A 17,529-nucleotide genomic window follows, 5' to 3' on the forward strand; every position below is an offset into this window, starting at 1 on the left:
TTGTGTGCAAAACCTAAATTTTCTTTGGTTTCTTTCATAGATTCAATCAATACATTAAAATCAAAAAATGCTTTATATAATTACCCTTTACATAAACGCTATTGAGCAGAATCACACCAATTAGCAGAAATATAAACCAGCCTCTAGCTAAGTCATAACAAATACCCATTTGCCCTCCGTTTATATAAAATATTCAGGCGAATTTTAACTTTACTGCGCTTACGCAGCGTTTAAATTTAATCTCGCTGTAGCTACGCTAAATTTTAAAATTTCAAGCTTGCCATTTTAAAGACCCATTATCTGCGCGAGTGCGCTCAGGCGGGCGCAAGCAAGAAACAGCCTCGGGCGCTGTTTTATCGCAGGCTTCCGTCCGCATCAAGTTATACCGGGCTGCGCCAAAGCCCCAAAACTCACGCGATTTCTAATTTCGCTACCGAGCCGCACCGAACCGCAGCCAAACTCGCGCGGCGAAAATCTAAATTTACGCTATAATCTTGCAAAGCGGAGCGTAAAACTCCTGCTGCGCGTGCGCGACGAAATTTAAACAAAGGCCCGCAAATTCGGGCTTCTTAGCTTTCGCGCGGCTGTGGCATAACGCTAAATTTAACGGAGGGCGTATGGATAAGGAGCAGTATATTTTTGAGAAATTTAGATCGAAGCTTAACGGCGATGATTGCGCCGTGATCGGCGAGCGAGCGTATTGCAAGGACCTTTTCGTCGAGGGCGTGCACTTTCGGCGCGGTTGGCTGAGCCTGCGCGAGATCGGCGCAAAGGCGATACTCGTAAACATCTCGGACATGATCGCGACGAATGCGCGCGCTAAATACGCCCTACTGGGGCTTGCGCTGCCGCGCGAGATCGGCACGCGCGAGATCGACGAGCTGTGCGCGGGCGTGAGCGAGACGGCGCGGGAGTGGGGCATACGGATCATCGGCGGTGATACGATCGGCTCGGATCGCATCGCGCTTAGCGTGAGCCTGATCGGCAAGTGCAAGCGCCCCGTGTTTCGCAGCGGCGCGCGCGTGGGCGATCTCATCGCGCATACGGGCGAGCTAGGCAGCGTCGGGCGCGATCTGGCGGTGCTTTTAAGAGATGAAATTTCGCCCGCTAGCTCGCAGACGCAAAACTGGGACGATAAAATTTCGTCGATGCAAAGCTCAATCACTGCGCCGCAGGGTCTCAACGCCGAGACTTTGACGACACAAAATCTTGGCGATGAGGTGCGAAGCTCGGGCGATAAAATTTTACCTGCGCATGCTAAGTTACAGAACCTGGGTGCTGAAACTTCGGCAATACAAATTTTGGATCTTGAGCCGCAAAGTCTGGACGATAAAATTTCACCTGCGCGCGCCGAGCCACAGAGCTTGGATGCCGAAAATTCGGCGCAAAATTCCGTGTCACGAAGCGGAGAGGATCACAAGAATTCTACGTCGCAAAGCCTCGCATGTGAAAATTCTATATCGCAAAGCTCTGCAGGCGAAAATCCTGTGCCGGGTAGTGGCTCATATCGCTTGCGCGAGGATCTGCGCGCAAAAATTTCAAAAAATTCGCGCTTCGTTAGGCCCGTTTTGCGCGATAAGTTTTTTTACAAGGCGGCGAAGCTCATCAGCGCAGCGATGGACATTAGCGACGGGCTTGCGCAGGACTTGCCCCGCCTGCTGGAGGCTAGCGGCGTGGGTGCGCGCTGGATCGCCCGCCCTAGCGAGGCTGCGTTGCAAAGCGGCGAGGAGTACGAGATTTTGTTCAGCTTCGCGCCGAAGTTTTTGCCTAAAATCTACGCAATTGCCGCTAAGGCGGGCGTTTCGATTAATATCATCGCCGAGGTTTGCCCGCGCACTCCGCAAAGCTCTATGGAATTTCGCGGCAGCTCGCACCACTTCGCGCCTTGAAATTTTACCGAGCTCGCTTTAAATTTTAAGGTGCGCGGCATGGAATTTGAAATTTCGCGGAGCCACTGAATTTTGTGGAGGGACAGAATTTTGTGAAGCCGAGGAATTTGGAATTTGAAATTTTGCCCATTCACGTAGCCTACACGCAAGCTCGCTATCATACCGCTACACAATTTACAAAGGAGCCGTATGAGGGAGATCGTAAAAAAATTTGTCGCAGGCGACGCGGATATTATATTCGCTAGGCTTTCCGTTATCATCGTGCTTGCCGTGATGGGCAACTACAAGTGGTTTGAGTTTGAGGTAGAGGCTTTAAAGCCGCTCTTTTCGCAGACGTGGCTTTCGTTTTTGCCCTCAGCGCTCGGGGACGCCGGCGCGAGCTACTTTTTGGGCGTGGTGGAGACCGTGGGCTATCTCTCGCTCATCGCGGGCTTTTTCAAGCCGAAGGCGGGCATCGTGGGCGATCTTATCGTGATCGTCATGGCGCTGAGCACGCTCAGCCTACTGCCGCAGCTAGGTAAGATCGACGGCTTTATCTTTAAAGACCTTTTCTTGCTAGGCCTTGGCTTGGTACTGCTAAAATACGACCTGACGCGCCTTTGCCGCGGAGAAAAAAGCTGCGATTGAGCCGTCAAAACATACTGGCGTCGGTTCCGACGCAACACTAAATGATCGCGCACGGCGAGCTTGAGGCGTTTTGATTTAAAGCCTGCTTTGCTAGCGGTTGCGTGCTTGAGTTTGCTTGCATAGCACCCTTTAAAATACGGCCGCGCTAAAATTTTATGACGCGCGGTTGAAATTTATCGAGCTGCGGTAATTAAATTTTACTGACGCTCAAACTCAAATTTATAAAATTTAAATCGATCCATCAGATTGTGCCACAAATTAAACCACGTTAAATTTGGCAACGGAAGCTTAATTTTAAGCTCAAAGCATTAGATTTAGATCCAGCCAAATTCGCATTTGATTAAGCGAAACGAAAAGCGCAAAGTTATATCATTCCTTAGAGATTCTGCAATTTTTTCGAAAGGATGAGATATGAAGCACTTTTCACTCTCAAAGACCGTTTTTATGGCGGCGAGTCTGGCCCTGCTCGGGCTAACGGCTGCGAATGCGCAGGAGAAATTTTCCCCAGTTATCGTCATTCACGGCGGCACCAGCGGGCTTGATCTAACTAAAGAGGAATTTAAAATTCGCGAGGAACCGATGAAAAAAGCGCTTTTAGCGGGTCAAGCCGTCCTTGAAAAAGGCGGTAGCGCGATGGATGCCGTTACGGCGGCGATAATGGTGCTTGAGGACGATCCGAATTTTAACGCGGGCAAGGGCGCGGTATTTACAGCCGACGGATTTAACGAACTCGATGCCTCGATCATGGACGGCTCGACCAAAAAAGCGGGCGCGGTCGCGATGGCGCGGCATATCAAAAACCCTATCCTAGGCGCCAGGCTCGTGATGGATAAGACGTGGCATACGCTAGTCGCGGGCGAGGGAGCCGACAAGCTCGCTAAAGAAAACGGCCTAGAGATGGTCGATCAGAAGTATTTTTTCACGCAGTTTAGATACGACGCGCTGCAAAAAGCTAAAGAAAAACAAAAGCTGCTACTTGATAGCGAAAAGGCGAAAAAGACGTCGCTAAATTTACACGAGCGCCCGTATCTCGGCACCGTGGGCGCGATCGCGCTGGATAAAAACGGCAACCTAGCTGCAGCGACCAGCACCGGCGGCATGACCAATAAAATGACCGGCCGCATCGGCGATAGCCCGATAATCGGCTCGGGAACCTACGCCGACAACGACTCGGTGGCGGTTTCTTGCACCGGCACGGGCGACATCTACATGCGCGTAAACGCCGCGCACGAGGTCTCAGCTCTATATAAATACAAAACCTCCGACGTGCAAAAGGCCGCCGAAGAAGCGGTAAAAGAGGTCAAAGCGCTCGGCGGTAGCGGCGGCATCATCTCGATCGACAAGCACGGACACACGGGCTTTGCGTGGACGAAAGACAAGCTCGGTATGTATCACGGTGAAGCAAGGCTCGGAGCCAAACCGATCGTTTACTGGCCGCTTGGCGAGAAATAAGCGCAAATTTAGCCCCTTTACGGGGCTAAATTTAAATCAAATAGCAAGGATAAATACGCTTTTACATGTCTATTAAATCTGGCGCTTTCATCGATCAAGCGCTTCGACTAGGATAAATTCGATCAAATTTTAATTTCAACACCTCGGCAAAGCGCAAATTTTCTATTTAAAATCGACTCTCTTTAACTTAGGCTCAAATCAAGAAATATTAAGTTCCACCGAGCCTTAAATTTTACCAAAATCCATATTTCTTGATACCAAGGCGCTAAAATTTCAGGTAGAATATCGCCACATAAAATCAAGGCGGTAAAATGAGAAAATTTATAGTCGTTCGCGGACACGCGGGCTCGGGTAAAACGACTTTCGCAAAAGAGAAAATTAAAGAATTTAAAAACGAATATCCGCAGGCGCAAATTTATCATCTGGAAAACGATATGTTTTTAACCGATGAGGCGGGGATTTATACTTGGTCGCCGAAGCTTTTGGAGGACGCGAAGCGCAAGGTTGCCCGCGAGATAAAGCAGGCGTATAAATTTGCTCTGGAAAACAAAGCTAAAGACGTTCTTATAGTGCTTAGCAACGTGAGCGCGCGCACCAAGGAGCTGCTAAGCCTAAAAGAGCAAGCCGTCCAAAATGGATTTATTTTCGAATGCTTTAGAATGCAAAATTTCTTCGCCTCCGAGCACGGCGTCGACGAAAATACGGTAATAGCGATGTTTGTCAAGGTTGCAAACAACAAAATAGATGGCGAAATTTTGATCCCGCCCGTTAATCCTATGAGTCAAAGCGTAGCGCAAAAGATTAAAGACGCGGCGGCTCTAAACAGGCGCGATCTGCCCTTTGATGCGGTGCAAAATACCTACGTAACGAAAAAATATATCACCGCTACGCAGGATAAAAGGCTCTGGAGTGCGCGTCAAAGCGAGCTTTATCCAGAGCTTCGCACCTACAAATACTCAAAACGTGTCTTTTTCAAAGCCGATTGGGATAAGGCGCTACTTGAGATGCGCGGGCTCATAATGGACGATAATCTAAATATCATCGTGCGTCCGTTCAAAAAGGTCTATAATTACTCGGAATTTACCTCACGCAAAAGCCTTTATCCTATCGATATCACGGACGATACGCCCGTACTTGCCGTACGAAAGGTAAACGGCTTTTTGGGGTGTTGCACCTACGTAGATATCGGCGAAAGCGGCGCGAGCTTTAACCGCCGCGTCATCTACTCCACGACGGGATCGACCGATAGTAGATTTGCGCAGATGGCGCGCGAGCACTGCTGCAAATTTGAAGAGATTTTCAAACGCTATCCAAATAAAACTTTTTTATTTGAGATCACCGACGAGAGCGATCCGCACATCGTAGAAGAGGAACTAGGCGAGACCTTTATCGGGCTTATCGACGCTAAAACCGGCGCGCAAGAGAGCGAATTTGAGCTGGATAAAATCGCCGCAAGCACTGCCGGAGCGCTAAAAAGACCTTTTTATAAGGATGGCGAGCAGTATCTAAAAACGAGCTTTGCGGAGCTTAAAAATATAGTCAAAGAGGCGAAATTCGAGGGCTTTATGGTGTATATCCCAAGCCAAAATGATTTTTGCTTTAAGATGAAAACGCCTTATTATCTCGTGAATAAATTTTTCGCTCGCAGTAAAAACGAGGCGCTTTCCGGCAAACTGGATAAAACCAAGCTCGATGAGGAATTCCACCCTTTGGTCGATCACATCAAAGCAAACGAGCGAGAATTCAAATCCCTTGACGAGCAGGGCAAGCTAGGCTTTATAAAAGAATTTTTAGAAAGAATTTAACGATTAGCGCGAATATTTGACGCCGTGCAAATTTACGTAAAGCGTAAATTCGATGCGGCGATTAAAGCTTAAAGGAAAATGATGATATTTTTTACCTCCGATTTGCATTTTTATCACGGCAATATTATGAAATACTGCCCTAAATTTAGGGCTTTTAACGACGTAAGCGAGATGAACGAAAAGCTAATAGAACTCTGGAATGCCGTAGTGGGGCCCGAGGATACGGTTTATGATCTGGGCGATTTTGCATTTTGTAATAAATTAAAGGATCTAAAAAGCGTAGCGCGCAGGCTAAACGGCTCGCATGTGCTGATTTTAGGCAACCACGATACGCTCATTAGCCAAAACAAAGAAGCGCTGCTACGCGAGCTAAAAGACGACGGAAATCCTATCTTTAGCGATATCCTGCACTACAAGGAGCTAAATTTTGACGGCGGCGCGGGTGCGATAAAGGACGGCAAGGCGGGTATGAGCATCTGTATGTTTCACTATCCCGTAGAGGAGCACAACCGCGCCCAGAAAGGCTCTTTTATGCTTCACGGACACTTACACGACCGCGCTTCCAGCCTAGAGGGTCGCATACTAAACGTAGGCTTTGACTCGCACGGCAAAATTTTAAGCTTAGATGAGATCGTGCAAATTTTAGGGCAAAAGGAGATTGCGGCAAGATATTCGTGATCCGGGCTAAACACGGACAGCCGCAGCATTGATTTAAGCGTAGCCTGCCGCAATATCTTGCAAAGGCGCTCGCATAATACAGGGATAGGCAAAGCGCTCGACGAGAAACGATCAAATTCGCTCCCGCCTATTTTGACGCGGGCGGGGGCGAATTTGGTTAAATTTAATAGCTTATTCAAAAATCCCAGAATTTGATTTTATATGAAAGACGAAGTCAAATTTAAAAGCGATAAAACCTAGCTTCACCGCTTAAATTTTGCCCTTTTGCCTACGCGCAAATTTTAAAATTTGCCACGCGTTTTAAAAAGAGCCAGTGCGCGTTTTAAAGGGCGGCTATGCGCTTAAAATAGCTGCGTCGCCCGTTTTAGACAAGCTCTACTCTGCTTCGACGGGGCGGAGCTTGCCTAAATTTCAAAATTTATCCGCGTGTAGTCCACGCCGACGCGCCGAACGGTAAGAATGGGAGGAGGGATAGCTTCCGTTCGAGTATCAAAACCCAAAACGATACCGCCTTTTGCACTAGCTATGAATACGGTGTGTATGAAGCAACAGAGCAAGGGCGAACCCAACCGGCGCTCGGCGAAAATTCGCGAAATTTAGTCGATTGTCGCGCGCGGTTTTATCTGAGCTGCCGTTAAATTCTATCCGTAGCCGCCGCAATCTTGCCTGAGTTCACATAGAATTCCACGGAATTTTATAGAATTTTAGCTGCGTATTTTGCAAACCGATCGGCGAAATTTTGCGGACGCGACCGAATTGCATGCGTAAATTCTGCCGTCAAATTATAACCTAGCGCAAATTTCGTGGATGGAATCGCTAGCTAAATTTAAACCCGCGCGGTTAAGCCTAATAAGCCCGCCCGCTAAAATTTCGTTCGCGCAGAATTTCATTTGGGTAAAGTTAAAATTTCACCTCAAATTCCGTCCAGTCCTCATTGCTATCGCACGAAATTTTAAGCCCGAGCTCGTCGCAGTATTTTTTGGCGATAAAAAGCCCGATGCCAAAGCCGCCGTTGCGTTCGTCAAAGCGGGTGTAAAGCTCGAAAATATGCGGCAGATTTTGCCGCGCGATGCCCGCGCCGCTGTTTTTGATGCGAAGCGAACGCTCGCGCAGGCTCACCTCGACGCAGCCGAGCTCATCACAATATTTTATCGCATTGCCAAGCAGATTGTCGATGATTTTTCGCAGCTTAAACTCATCCGCGCAAAAGGCTACCGGGCGCAGATCGGCGCTTAAGCTTATGCACTTTTGCTCCGCAGAGACGCAGAAATACTCGATACGACTTTGCAGCAGCTCGCCTAAATTTACCTCTCGCCCGCCGCCGCTTTTGTTTAAGCTTAGCGCGGTTAAGTCCTCAAAGAGCGCGTTTATCGTATTTGCGCCCGCCTTGATATTGCCTAGATATTTTTTCGGTTCGGTTTCAAAAAGCTCGATACTCATCAAAATCACGCTAAGAGGCGTCTTTATCTCGTGCGTCGTGTCGCGGATGAAGCCGTCAAGAAACTCGATCTTTTCATAAAGCGGGCGCAGCGAAAGGCGGATGATAAAATACGCGATCAGCAAAATAAGCGCCAAAACAAGTGCGCTCGCAGCTAAAATTTTAAGCTTCAGCGCCGCCAGCTTGCCCTCAAGCGCCTCAGTTTTGATCGCTACGTAGTACTCCGTGCCGTCCTTGGCGGTGAGATTAAACTGCTCGATCCTGCTGGCTCCCTCCATATACACGCGCGGCGCGTCATCCTTCGGCTCGAAATCCCGAGCGATCTCATCGCTACTATTCAAATCCGCAGCGTATGCCTGCATAGCGTCGAAATCGCCCTCGTTTAGGCGCCCGCCGCGCGCTAGCTTAGTCTCTAAGCCGTGTTTGAAATCTCTGATCGCAAAGGCATCGCGATCCGCGATAAAAAACTTCTCCCGCTCGTAAAATATGCTGCTTACCAACGCCAAAAACAAGACGCTAGTAAGCGTATAGAGCAAAAAAATCGGTAGAATTTGACGCATTTTGGACACGGCGCGCTCCTAGAGATATTTGTAGCCGAGCTTGGAAGCGTTTATGATGCGATCCTTGCCTAAAATTTTTCGCAGCTCCGCAATATAAACGCGCAGGCTAAGCTCGCTCGGACTCTCGTCGTAATCCCACAGCGCGGCGAAAATTTCATCCTTACTAAGGAATTTATCGCGGTTTTTCAGAAGCAGAGCAAGAAGCCGCGCCTGCTTCTGCGGCATCGGCACGACTCTTCCGTCGCGATAAAGCGCGTGCTGAGCCATATCGAAGCTAAAGCTTCCGCCGATATTTTCGCGTCTGGTGGCGTTGTGGACGAAAGTGCGCTTTAGTAGATTATCCACGCGTAGGGCTAGCTCTTTTAGCTCAAAGGGCTTTTTGAGGTAGTCGTCGCAGCCGCTTCCAAAGCCGCTTTCGACGTCTTGCAGAGTGTTTAGCGACGTCGTGAAAATGCACGGTGCTCCGCGCCCGGCCTCGCGCAGCTCGCGAAGCAGCGCAAAGCCGTTTCCGCCGATGATTTTGACGTCGAAGATCCACAGATCAAAGCTCTTTTCGTACGCTAAAGAGAGCGCCTCGTCGTAGCTTTTACTGCCGCTTACCTCGTGCCCCGCGCCGCGCATATAGGTGCACATCATATCTAGCAGCATCCCCTCGTCCTCGACGATCAAAACCCTTGCCATAGCCCGCCTCCTTGCGTAGAATTTTTGAAATTATACCCTGTGAAATTCCACGTAAAATTTAATTGCGAAATTTCACGGCAAATTTTATCGCAGCGAAACAACGCGTCTTAGCTTAAAAGTATGCTTACTAAATTTAGGCTTGTAAGATTGCTCGCCATTGCTCGCCTAGTATTATTCGCGCGGCACGGCGTAAGAAACTAAAATTTTACGATATAAAATTTTCGCGCCGCATAAATTTCAAGCTAAAATTCCGCGTTCAAATTCTCGCGCCGTGTTTCGATAAAACGAATTCCGCGCAAGTGCTGCGCGGAACTACGTAGCTTGCGCGCGGGCGGCTATTGCTGCGTCATAGGACACGGAGCGGCGCCTGCGTTTTGATTGCACGGCATCTCGCCTCTTGGCGGCATTGCCGGACCCGCGCCGTCGCCCATTCCTTTATGCGGCATATGACCGCACTCTCCCGGAGCAGCCTGCGATCTATGCGGACCAAACCCGTGAGCGGGCCTTTTAAATTTGCCGAAATTACCGCGATCCTTAAGCTCGATATCCAGCCTATCCGCCTGCTCGACGCTTAGCTTGCCCGCCTGAGCGTTATAGTTTTTTCTAAACTCGTCTAGGAATTTCTCGCGATCCTCGACGCTCATAGCGTCCAGCTTCTTTTTAAACTCCGTCTTAAATCCGCGCTTGAGATCCCTTGCCTGCGCTCTTAGCTCGCCCGCGCGTTTATCGATCTCAAACGCCGCTTCGCTTAAGCTCTTGGCGTCCGCGCTAGCGACTGCGGCATTGATCTGCTCGGGAGTACTATTTTGAAAATCTGCGGCGAACAGCACGCCCGCGACTAAAACACTTGCTAAAACAATATTTTTCATTCTCTCTCCTTTGTGAAAGTTGGCATAATTATAGGAAAAAGCCGTGAAGAAAAAGTTAAGTAAAGCCGTACCGTCAAAATAGCTCGGCGTCGTAAATTTAGAGCCTTGATTTAAATTTGGAAAATTTTGCGCCGCTGCGGCAAAAACAGAGCGTAATGCGCGTAAATGGAGTTAAATTTTAAAATTTTAAGCGGGAGGGGGATGCTGCGCGGCGCGTACATTTAACACAAAATTTCGCGCTGCATAAGTTGTATCAAAAGCCCGCCGTGCGTAAATTTAACGGCAGAGCGGGCGTATCTCGACACTGCGGACGGCGAAATTTCGTCGCGTAAATTTAACCGCAGAGCGGACATACTTAGAAATTGCGGATGATTAAATTTCATCCGCAACGAAGCTTATTTTATAACGCCGCAGACCATTCTAGCGCCGCCGCCGCCGAGCGGCTTCGGATGGTCGCTGTGGTTATCGCCGCCTACGTGAACCATTAGCGAGTGGCCCTTTAGCTCATCTAAGCTCTTGATTTTCGGAGCTAGCACCGGATAGACCGCATTGCCCTCGGCATCCACGAAAAGTGCAGGCAGATCGCCCTTGTGACCGCTATCGTCCCAAGCAAACGAATGCTTTTTGGTATCGCTCGGATCCCAGTGGCCGCCAGCTTTCATGCCTAAGCCCTTCTCGGTCGCGCCGCAGTCGGCGTTTTGATGCACGTGAAAGCCGTGCACGCCGCTAGTAAGACCCTTTAAATTCGGGAAAAACGCCACGCCGTAGTTCGTCTCGACCGCTACGACCTCGCCGACGGTTACGTTGCCCTTCTCGCCTAGTTGCTCCATCGCAATGACGAGGTGCTTGCCGGTCTTAGGGTCGAAATTTTGCATATCGCCGTGCTCGTGAGCGATTAAGGCGCTTGCGACTAAAATTGATGAAATTAGAAATTTCTTCATGATAAATCCTTTAAAATAAAATGCGTTTGCAATTCTATCAAAAAAATACTTAAAAAATAATTTTTTTCAATTAGAGAAATTTCGCTTTTTATCCAAAAGATTTATCGCATAAAATAAAATCAAGCTGAAAATCACGAGCAAAAGGCTTAAAATCAGCGCCCGCTCGTTCTCTCCGTCATACACGGCATTGTAGATCGCAAGGCCTAACGTGTCGGTTTTACCCACGATATTTCCGCCCAGCATCAGCGTGATGCCCACTTCGCCAAGCCCGCGCGAAAGCGCTAAAATAAGCGCGGAGCCTAGCGTTTTAAGCGAGCTTGGAAGGATTACGAAGAGGAAAATTTGAGCTCTGTTTTTGCCCAAAATTTGCGCGGCTTCGATTAGGCTTTTCGGAAAGAGCTCAAAGCTCGCACACACCGGCTTTACAAACAGCGGCAGCCCCACCAAAAATGCGGCGATTACCAATGAAGAAAAGTTAAAAACGATGTCTAAATTCAACGCAGAGCCGATAAATCCGCTCTTCCCGAAGATGTAAAGAAGCAAAAATCCCGTCGCGATCGGCGGGAAGATGAGCGGAAAAATCACTAAAATTTCGACGATCTTTTTAAATTTAGCTTTGCTGAAAGCTAAAAAATACGCAATTGCTAGCCCTATTGAAATCAGCAGCAAAAAGCTGCAAAACAGGGCTTTCGCGCTTAGTATCAGAGGATGCGCGATCCAAGCGACGTCGCTCATTTAAGACCGAATTTTAAAAAAATCTCTTTTGAGCGGTCCGATTTAAACTCCTCCATCACCTTTTCACAAAGCGCCTCATCGCCGCACGCGCTAAGCCTTGCGATGCCGATGTATGCGGGGCTGTAGAGGCTCTCGTCGATGTAGATGATCGAGCCGAACTCATCTTTTTTGGCGACCGCTTCGGTGCTGTTGATAAAGCCCGCCTGCACCTCGCCGTTGATGACGTAAGCGACCACCTGCGGCACGCCCGCGACGGCTAAAATTTTATCTTTTACCCCATCCATCTTGGCGTTTTGTAAAAACTCGTTCGTTTTGATACCGTAAATCGCCTTTTTAGGATCTGGCATCGCGATTTTATCGAATTTTGCAATCTCTGAGACATCGTTTATTTTGATATTTTTCGGCGTCACCAAAACAAGCGTGCCGCGCCCGACGCGTTCAAATTTAGTGATATTTAGATCGCTTTTTTTCAAAAACGCCTCGTCGCCCACGATGAATGAAATTTTATTCTCGCGCGATTGAATGACGAGCTGGCCGAGATTTGCGAACGATCCCGCCACGTCCATGCCCTCTTTTTTCAAATTTTCGATCACGGCCGAGACGGGCTTTTTGTATCCGCCGCCGGCCGCGAGTATCAGCTGATCCGCGCAGAACGAAACGCTTGCCGCAAGCGCTAAAATAAATGCAATTTTTTTCATGAAAATCCTTTTTTGAAATTTTAAGAATTTTACAAAATATACTCTTATTTATTAATAAATTGCGTTTTTATGCCCTGTTTTAGACTTCTGCGTCTTAAAATTTAAAATTTAATATTTAGATAAGCTCTATCTTTCCGCCTAGATCGCACACGCCCTGATTCCAAACCGCGGAGCTTACGAGCACGTCCGCGCCGGTAGCTGCAAACTCGGCGCAGTTATTTTTATTTATGCCGCCCGCAGCGCAAATTTTAATCTGCGGCGCCGTTTCATCTCGCTTCAAAACGCAGGCTCTAAGCTCGCCAGGGCTCATCTTATCGCACATTATCGCATCAGGCGCGTATTTTAAGAGCTCGCTAAATTCGCGCTCGCTCGCCACTTCGATCATGATCTTTCGCTCGGGCGCGCGCTCTTTAAATTTAGCGATCTGCGCGCAAAACTCGCTAAAGCTTGCAAACGCGCGGATGTGGTTTGAAAAAAACAGGACGCTATCGTGCAGCCCCAGGCGGTGCATCGTCCCGCCGCCCGCAATCAGCGCATTTACGCAAAGCTCCTTCGCAAAAGGAAAGCTCTTGCGCGTCGCACCCAGCACGCAGCGCGGATTAGCCTCTCGCATCAGCGCAACCATCTCGTGCGCGTAGGTCGAAATTTTGCAGGAGTACTCAAACACGATCTGAACGATCTTCCAAGCTTTATGCAGGCTCTCGAAGCTCCCCTGCGCGCTAAAAATTTCATCCCCCGCGCAAAATGCGCTTCCCTCGCGCGCTAGCCGCTGGATCTCGCAACCAAAGCGCGCCGCCACCTCGCGCGCAATCTGCCCGCCGCTAAAGATCAGATCCTGCCTCGTTACGATCGAAAGCCGCGCGGGCGCGCCCAAATCCACGCAGCCGCACAAAAGCTCGGTCGTAAGATCCAAAAACGCACCGTCGCTAGCGATAAGATCGTCGATTTTACTCTGCGAAATAAACATCTCTAGCCTACGAAGTGAATTTTAGCGGGCTCAAAGCGCGAGTGCGCCTTTGTGACGCGAGACGGAAAGCCCAAAGGCATAATGCAAAAAGCTTCCAAATGTCCCGGTAGATCCAAAATTTCTCTTACGCGCTCCATCGCGTAAATATCGGGTGCTACGCCCAGCCACGTGGTGCCAAGCCCCAAATGGTGCGCCGCCAGCCAAAGATTTTCTGCCGCACAAGCGCAGTCGTAGCGAGCGTAGGGCTGGAATTTTAAGCCGCTTTTGCGCGTGCAAACTACGATCGCAAGCGGCGCATCCTTCGTGCAGCCGCCGTAGGTGCCTACGCTGCTAAGTAGCGTAAGCGCGGTGCGATCGCGCACTACGTAAAATTCCCATGAGCGCTGGTTGCCCGCGCTAGGGGCTTGCATCGCGGCTTTTAGCACGAGCTCGATCTGATCGTCGCTCGGCATTTTTTCGGTAAAATTCCGCACGCTCGTGCGTGTAAAAATTTCATTCATCGCTGCTCCTTTAAATTAAATTTCTAAATTCCGCTTTTTGCGAGCGGTAAAAAATGGAATTTAGAAGTAGGCTTGCCGCTGCGTTTGCTTGAGCCTTGCTTACGCTTTACGCTTATTTAGGCGCTGCGCGGCGGCCAATGCGCGCTAATTTGGTTTTGCTTGCCTGAGCGCACCTCTTTTTGCATCAAAAAGCGCGCAAAACTGCGATAAAATTTTACCGCGCTGCTGCGAAAATCCGCCGCAAAGAACATCCGCTCAAACTCAGCTTGCTTAAATTTCGCTCACGAGCAAGCTCACGACCCGCTTATTTAAATTTTTAATCCTAGACCGCCATCTGGCGCTTGTTAAAACGGCACACCGTATGCATTGATATACACGCATAGCTCGCGCGGTCCTTAAATTTCATCTCGCACGCGTGCCTGCGTCGAGCTTTACGGATAAAATTTTATCCTTCACGGAGAACGAAATTTCACCTTCGCGCCGAGTAAATTTTATCTTCGTCGATGGGTAAAATTTCGCTTTTGCCGCTTTTGAATTTTAACCGCACGCACGCCGCAAAGCATCGGCCGCGCCGTACCGTACGCAAAGCGTGCTCGGATCACAAGCTCAAAATATCTAAATTTAACCGCCAAGCCCGATCCGGCAGAGCCGCACGCCGAAACGCTATGAAATTTAAGCGTTAAGCCTGCTTGCTTATCAGCCTACGCACGACGTAGCTTGCGATGAAAAGCCCGAAGCTCGCGGTCACGCCCATGAAGCTGCCCATCGACTTGACGCGCGGCGGCTCGCTCGAGCAGACGACGTCAAAATCGCCCGCAAAGCCGCGCTTTCGCAGCTCATATCTGATCTTGCGCGCGAGCGGATCGCCTTGCGTCCGCCAAATTGAGCGGATTTCGATTTTAGCGGGATCGAGCCTCTTTGCGCCGCCCATCGAGCTTACAAATCCTACGCCCGCCTCGCTACAGCGCAGCGCAAGAGCGATTTTGGCGGGCACGTCGTCGATCGCATCGATTACGAAATCAAATTGCGCCAGATCAAATTTAGATAAAAATTCCTGATCGATCCTAGTGGCGATCGGCGTTATGCCTTTAAATTTGCGCGCGAAAACCTCGCATTTTAGCTCGCCTACGTGTTCGCTTCCAAGCTGGCGGTTTTGGTTGGTTATCTCGAAGCGATCGCAGTCGATCACGCTCAAGCTTACCACGCCGCTGCGGTATAGCGCCTCTATCGCCGCTCCGCCCACACCACCGCAGCCGCAGATTAAAATTTTAGCGCTTTGCAATCGCGCGAAATCCTCGCCGAAAAGTAGGCGCGAGCGCGAAAAGCGGTCTACTACGACCTCACTCATCGTTTTTCATCCACCTTTCTAGCGCGCTCATCTGCTCGTGCGCGGTCAAATTTAACTTAATCGGACTTAGCGTCGCCCGCCCCTCAAAAAGTACCGAAATGTCGCTGTTTTCGTTTTTGCTCGCATCAAAGCTGAGCGTAGATTTGCCGAGCCAATAATACTCCATCCCGCGCGGATTGCGGTTTAGCTGCGCGTCGGTATCGTAGAGCTTCTCGCCGCATGGCGCAACCGTTAGTCCCTTAAAATCTTGCCTTGAGACGGCAGGAACGTTTAAATTTAAAAACTGCTTTGGCGGCAGCGGAAAGCCGTTTTTGAAAATTTTTCCCACTAGATCAACCGTGAGTTCGCACGCGAGGTCAAATCCGTACCGCTGCAGCGAGTCCGCGACGTAAAACTGGCTCACCGCAAGCGCGGGAATGCCTTGCAAAACCCCCTCCATCGCGCCTCCGCAGGTGCCAGAATAGGTCACGTCCTCCGCGACGTTGGCGCCGTGATTTATGCCGCTTATCACAAGATCGGGCTTGCGGTTATACAGCGCGCGGAGCGCCAAATACACGCAGTCTGCGGGCGTAGCGTCGTCGAGTTTAAAAAATCCGTCGTCGAGCTTTACAAATCTAAGCGGGCGCGTGAGCGTGAGCGAGTGCGAGCATGCCGATTTTTCCGAACTTGGCGCTACGATAGTGACGTTTGCGATCGATCTTAGCGCGCTCGCGAGCTCCAAAAGCCCGCGCGCTTCGAATCCATCGTCATTAGTGATTAAAATTTCTTTCATATTTTCTCTTTAGCTAAAATTTCACGACAGGCCTATCGGGGCGGAATTCTATCTGCAAAAATTCTAGCGCTTAATTCTTTACTATGCAAAAATTGCTACTTAGCTTGCGCGGCGTAAAATTTCATCGTGCCAAATTTTTCCGTGAAATTTCACGTTAGCTTAGATCTCAAAATCCATAGAAAAATTCCGCCTTTTTGCTACGAAATTTTATCTTTTTTCGCTACAAATTTTTATAGCCTGCCACGCAATTTCATCGCCTAAATTTCGTTTTCGAAATTCCTTAAATTAAATTTTGCGACCGCACTCCGCAACTCGCCGCAAAATTTATCTTTTAAATTATCGTAAAATTTTACACCACGAAATTTTGCTTTCGCGCCGATGTAAATCCGCGGCATAAAATTATTCGAGGTCTTCTACAACCCCGCTTTGCGGCATATCTCCTCGCTCACCTGCGAATCAAGTAGGTGCGAGCTTGGATAATCGTAGAAAAATCGGTGCACTTCACGCACTCCGCTTCGCAATAAAGCTCGCGTACTAGGTGCATTGCAGTCATTTTCGGTAATATCCTTGGTTAGCAATTTGAGATATTTTTGCCGATCGGAGCTTTTCAGGCTCGCCCAGCCGGGGCTTAGCGAGTAGGCATAGATCAGATCGCTTCCTTGTGCGCTAATTTCTTCGAGGAAGGCAAACTGCGCGACCTTGACATGGGGCTTAGCGCCGCCTACGTCTGCTGCGATCTCGCTAGCTGCGGCTTTAGCGACGAGTGCGGGCGAGCCTAGCTTGCTAAGCGCCTCAAAACGTGCTGTTACTGCGGGATCCTCGGTGACTTGACGCTTTTGGTATTTAGCCGCACCGCAACCGCCCAGCAACATCGCGAACGCGCCGCATAACGCTAAAATTTTAAAATTTCTCATCTTAAATCCTTTGTCGGCTTAATTTTAGCACATTTTGCTATAATTAACAAAAATTTAAAAGGCTAAATTTGAAATACCTAATCTCTTGCCTAGAACCCTCGGCGAACCTGCATTTCAAAGAGGTTCTAGCGCATCTTAAAAAGCTTGATCCTGCTTGCGAGATTTGCGGAATTTTCGATGAAAAGTTGGGCTCGCCGATATACAAAAGCAGCGAGTTTTCGGCGATGGGCTTTATAGAAATTCTGCCGCTAATTTTAAAAGCCAAGCGCGCGGTAGCGCAGATGACGCGGCTTGCGGCGGAGTGCGATCGCGTGCTTTTGATTGACTCGCCCGCGTTTAATCTGCCGCTAGCTCGCGCGATCAAAGAAAGCGGCGCGCGCGCGGAAATTTCATATTATATCCTGCCGCAGGTTTGGGCGTGGAAGCCGCACAGAGCGGAGAAGCTGAAGGCGTTTTGCGACAATCTGCTCTCAATCTGGCCTTTTGAGGCGAAATTTTTCGGCGCGGATTGCGAGGGAGATAAAGGCGCCGTGTCGCAAGAAGCGAAGAGCAAAGACTCTGCGCTACAAGAAACAAAAGATAAAGACGCTGCGCCGAAAGAGCATGCCGAGGTTCTTCTGGATGTCGTGCTGCACCTTAGGCGTGGCCGTAGCCG

17 protein-coding genes and 1 pseudogene are annotated in these 17,529 nt (G+C 49.3%); 6 read left to right on the top strand and 12 right to left on the bottom strand.

Going from position 1 to position 17,529, the window contains the following annotated elements:
- Nucleotides 1-617: 617 nt before the first annotated feature.
- The 5 genes from Q0372_RS08360 to Q0372_RS08380 all read left to right on the top strand — a co-directional run bounded on the left by Q0372_RS08360 (nt 618) and on the right by Q0372_RS08380 (nt 6,451).
- On the top strand, nt 618-1,889 hold the full coding sequence (locus tag Q0372_RS08360; protein ID WP_298104805.1) for a thiamine-phosphate kinase: 1,272 nt from the start codon (nt 618-620) through the stop codon (nt 1,887-1,889).
- A 189-nt stretch (nt 1,890-2,078) separates the two neighbouring features.
- Nucleotides 2,079-2,516 (top strand): DUF417 family protein, encoded by a 438-nt coding sequence (locus Q0372_RS08365; protein ID WP_298083270.1) that lies wholly within the window; start codon nt 2,079-2,081, stop codon nt 2,514-2,516.
- 411 nt (nt 2,517-2,927) lie between these two features.
- Nucleotides 2,928-3,968, top strand: a complete 1,041-nt coding sequence (locus Q0372_RS08370) for an isoaspartyl peptidase/L-asparaginase family protein (RefSeq protein ID WP_298104807.1) — start codon at nt 2,928-2,930, stop codon at nt 3,966-3,968.
- Nucleotides 3,969-4,279: 311 nt separating this feature from the next.
- A complete protein-coding gene (locus tag Q0372_RS08375; protein WP_298104809.1) occupies nt 4,280-5,773 on the top strand; it encodes an RNA ligase in 1,494 nt (497 codons plus the stop codon).
- 81 nt (nt 5,774-5,854) lie between these two features.
- The gene (locus Q0372_RS08380; protein ID WP_298104811.1) at nt 5,855-6,451 is read left to right on the top strand and encodes a phosphoesterase; all 597 of its coding nucleotides are present in this window, start codon (nt 5,855-5,857) and stop codon (nt 6,449-6,451) included.
- A gap of 900 nt (nt 6,452-7,351) precedes the next feature.
- On the opposite strand, the gene Q0372_RS08385 is transcribed toward Q0372_RS08380, so the two are convergent.
- The 12 genes from Q0372_RS08385 to Q0372_RS08440 form a co-directional block, all read right to left on the bottom strand.
- Entirely contained in the window at nt 7,352-8,449 is a 1,098-nt protein-coding gene (locus Q0372_RS08385) for a HAMP domain-containing sensor histidine kinase (protein ID WP_298104826.1), read from the bottom strand.
- 18 nt (nt 8,450-8,467) lie between these two features.
- Nucleotides 8,468-9,130 carry a response regulator transcription factor gene (locus Q0372_RS08390; RefSeq protein ID WP_298104813.1) on the bottom strand — a complete coding sequence of 221 codons (663 nt, stop codon included), beginning with the start codon at nt 9,128-9,130 and terminating at the stop codon, nt 8,468-8,470.
- A 335-nt stretch (nt 9,131-9,465) separates the two neighbouring features.
- Nucleotides 9,466-9,999: a DUF1104 domain-containing protein gene (locus Q0372_RS08395; protein ID WP_298104815.1), complete on the bottom strand. Its 534-nt coding sequence runs from the start codon at nt 9,997-9,999 to the stop codon at nt 9,466-9,468.
- Between the two features lie 221 nt (nt 10,000-10,220).
- On the bottom strand, nt 10,221-10,382 hold the full coding sequence (locus tag Q0372_RS08400) for a hypothetical protein (RefSeq protein ID WP_298104817.1): 162 nt from the start codon (nt 10,380-10,382) through the stop codon (nt 10,221-10,223).
- 12 nt (nt 10,383-10,394) lie between these two features.
- The gene (locus Q0372_RS08405; protein ID WP_297905600.1) at nt 10,395-10,940 is read right to left on the bottom strand and encodes a superoxide dismutase family protein; all 546 of its coding nucleotides are present in this window, start codon (nt 10,938-10,940) and stop codon (nt 10,395-10,397) included.
- Between the two features lie 66 nt (nt 10,941-11,006).
- Complete coding sequence (locus tag Q0372_RS08410; RefSeq protein ID WP_297905603.1) at nt 11,007-11,675, bottom strand: ABC transporter permease subunit; 669 nt, start codon at nt 11,673-11,675, stop codon at nt 11,007-11,009.
- A complete protein-coding gene (gene modA / locus Q0372_RS08415) occupies nt 11,672-12,373 on the bottom strand; it encodes a molybdate ABC transporter substrate-binding protein (protein WP_298104818.1) in 702 nt (233 codons plus the stop codon). The genes Q0372_RS08410 and modA overlap by 4 nt, the downstream gene beginning before the upstream one ends.
- Nucleotides 12,374-12,488: 115 nt before the next feature.
- Entirely contained in the window at nt 12,489-13,340 is an 852-nt protein-coding gene (gene modD, locus Q0372_RS08420) for a ModD protein (RefSeq protein WP_298104819.1), read from the bottom strand.
- A gap of 2 nt (nt 13,341-13,342) precedes the next feature.
- Nucleotides 13,343-13,840 carry a nitroreductase family protein gene (locus Q0372_RS08425; RefSeq protein WP_005869576.1) on the bottom strand — a complete coding sequence of 166 codons (498 nt, stop codon included), beginning with the start codon at nt 13,838-13,840 and terminating at the stop codon, nt 13,343-13,345.
- A gap of 679 nt (nt 13,841-14,519) precedes the next feature.
- Nucleotides 14,520-15,188: a ThiF family adenylyltransferase gene (locus tag Q0372_RS08430; RefSeq protein ID WP_298104820.1), complete on the bottom strand. Its 669-nt coding sequence runs from the start codon at nt 15,186-15,188 to the stop codon at nt 14,520-14,522.
- Nucleotides 15,181-15,960, bottom strand: a complete 780-nt coding sequence (gene surE, locus Q0372_RS08435) for a 5'/3'-nucleotidase SurE (protein ID WP_298104822.1) — start codon at nt 15,958-15,960, stop codon at nt 15,181-15,183. The genes Q0372_RS08430 and surE overlap by 8 nt, the downstream gene beginning before the upstream one ends.
- A 413-nt stretch (nt 15,961-16,373) precedes the next feature.
- Nucleotides 16,374-16,874, bottom strand: coding sequence for a hypothetical protein (locus Q0372_RS08440; RefSeq protein ID WP_298104824.1), 501 nt, complete (start codon nt 16,872-16,874; stop codon nt 16,374-16,376).
- Between the two features lie 68 nt (nt 16,875-16,942).
- On the opposite strand from Q0372_RS08440, the pseudogene Q0372_RS08445 reads away from it, so the two are divergent.
- A pseudogene (locus tag Q0372_RS08445) lies at nt 16,943-17,529 on the top strand (lipid-A-disaccharide synthase); the annotation flags it as partial.

The sequence above is a fragment of the uncultured Campylobacter sp. genome (assembly GCF_937997405.1).
Classification (GTDB): Bacteria; Campylobacterota; Campylobacteria; order Campylobacterales; family Campylobacteraceae; genus Campylobacter_B.

Bases quoted from the DNA above. Each gene is read 5' to 3' on its own strand.
- Q0372_RS08360 (WP_298104805.1), top strand. From the start codon at position 618: ATGGATAAGGAGCAGTATATTTTTGAGAAATTTAGATCGAAGCTTAAC.
- Q0372_RS08365 (WP_298083270.1), top strand. From the start codon at position 2,079: ATGAGGGAGATCGTAAAAAAATTTGTCGCAGGCGACGCGGATATTATA.
- Q0372_RS08370 (WP_298104807.1), top strand. From the start codon at position 2,928: ATGAAGCACTTTTCACTCTCAAAGACCGTTTTTATGGCGGCGAGTCTG.
- Q0372_RS08375 (WP_298104809.1), top strand. From the start codon at position 4,280: ATGAGAAAATTTATAGTCGTTCGCGGACACGCGGGCTCGGGTAAAACG.
- Q0372_RS08380 (WP_298104811.1), top strand. From the start codon at position 5,855: ATGATATTTTTTACCTCCGATTTGCATTTTTATCACGGCAATATTATG.
- Q0372_RS08385 (WP_298104826.1), bottom strand. From the start codon at position 8,449: ATGCGTCAAATTCTACCGATTTTTTTGCTCTATACGCTTACTAGCGTC.
- Q0372_RS08390 (WP_298104813.1), bottom strand. From the start codon at position 9,130: ATGGCAAGGGTTTTGATCGTCGAGGACGAGGGGATGCTGCTAGATATG.
- Q0372_RS08395 (WP_298104815.1), bottom strand. From the start codon at position 9,999: ATGAAAAATATTGTTTTAGCAAGTGTTTTAGTCGCGGGCGTGCTGTTC.
- Q0372_RS08400 (WP_298104817.1), bottom strand. From the start codon at position 10,382: ATGAAATTTAATCATCCGCAATTTCTAAGTATGTCCGCTCTGCGGTTA.
- Q0372_RS08405 (WP_297905600.1), bottom strand. From the start codon at position 10,940: ATGAAGAAATTTCTAATTTCATCAATTTTAGTCGCAAGCGCCTTAATC.
- Q0372_RS08410 (WP_297905603.1), bottom strand. From the start codon at position 11,675: ATGAGCGACGTCGCTTGGATCGCGCATCCTCTGATACTAAGCGCGAAA.
- modA (WP_298104818.1), bottom strand. From the start codon at position 12,373: ATGAAAAAAATTGCATTTATTTTAGCGCTTGCGGCAAGCGTTTCGTTC.
- modD (WP_298104819.1), bottom strand. From the start codon at position 13,340: ATGTTTATTTCGCAGAGTAAAATCGACGATCTTATCGCTAGCGACGGT.
- Q0372_RS08425 (WP_005869576.1), bottom strand. From the start codon at position 13,840: ATGAATGAAATTTTTACACGCACGAGCGTGCGGAATTTTACCGAAAAA.
- Q0372_RS08430 (WP_298104820.1), bottom strand. From the start codon at position 15,188: ATGAGTGAGGTCGTAGTAGACCGCTTTTCGCGCTCGCGCCTACTTTTC.
- surE (WP_298104822.1), bottom strand. From the start codon at position 15,960: ATGAAAGAAATTTTAATCACTAATGACGATGGATTCGAAGCGCGCGGG.
- Q0372_RS08440 (WP_298104824.1), bottom strand. From the start codon at position 16,874: ATGAGAAATTTTAAAATTTTAGCGTTATGCGGCGCGTTCGCGATGTTG.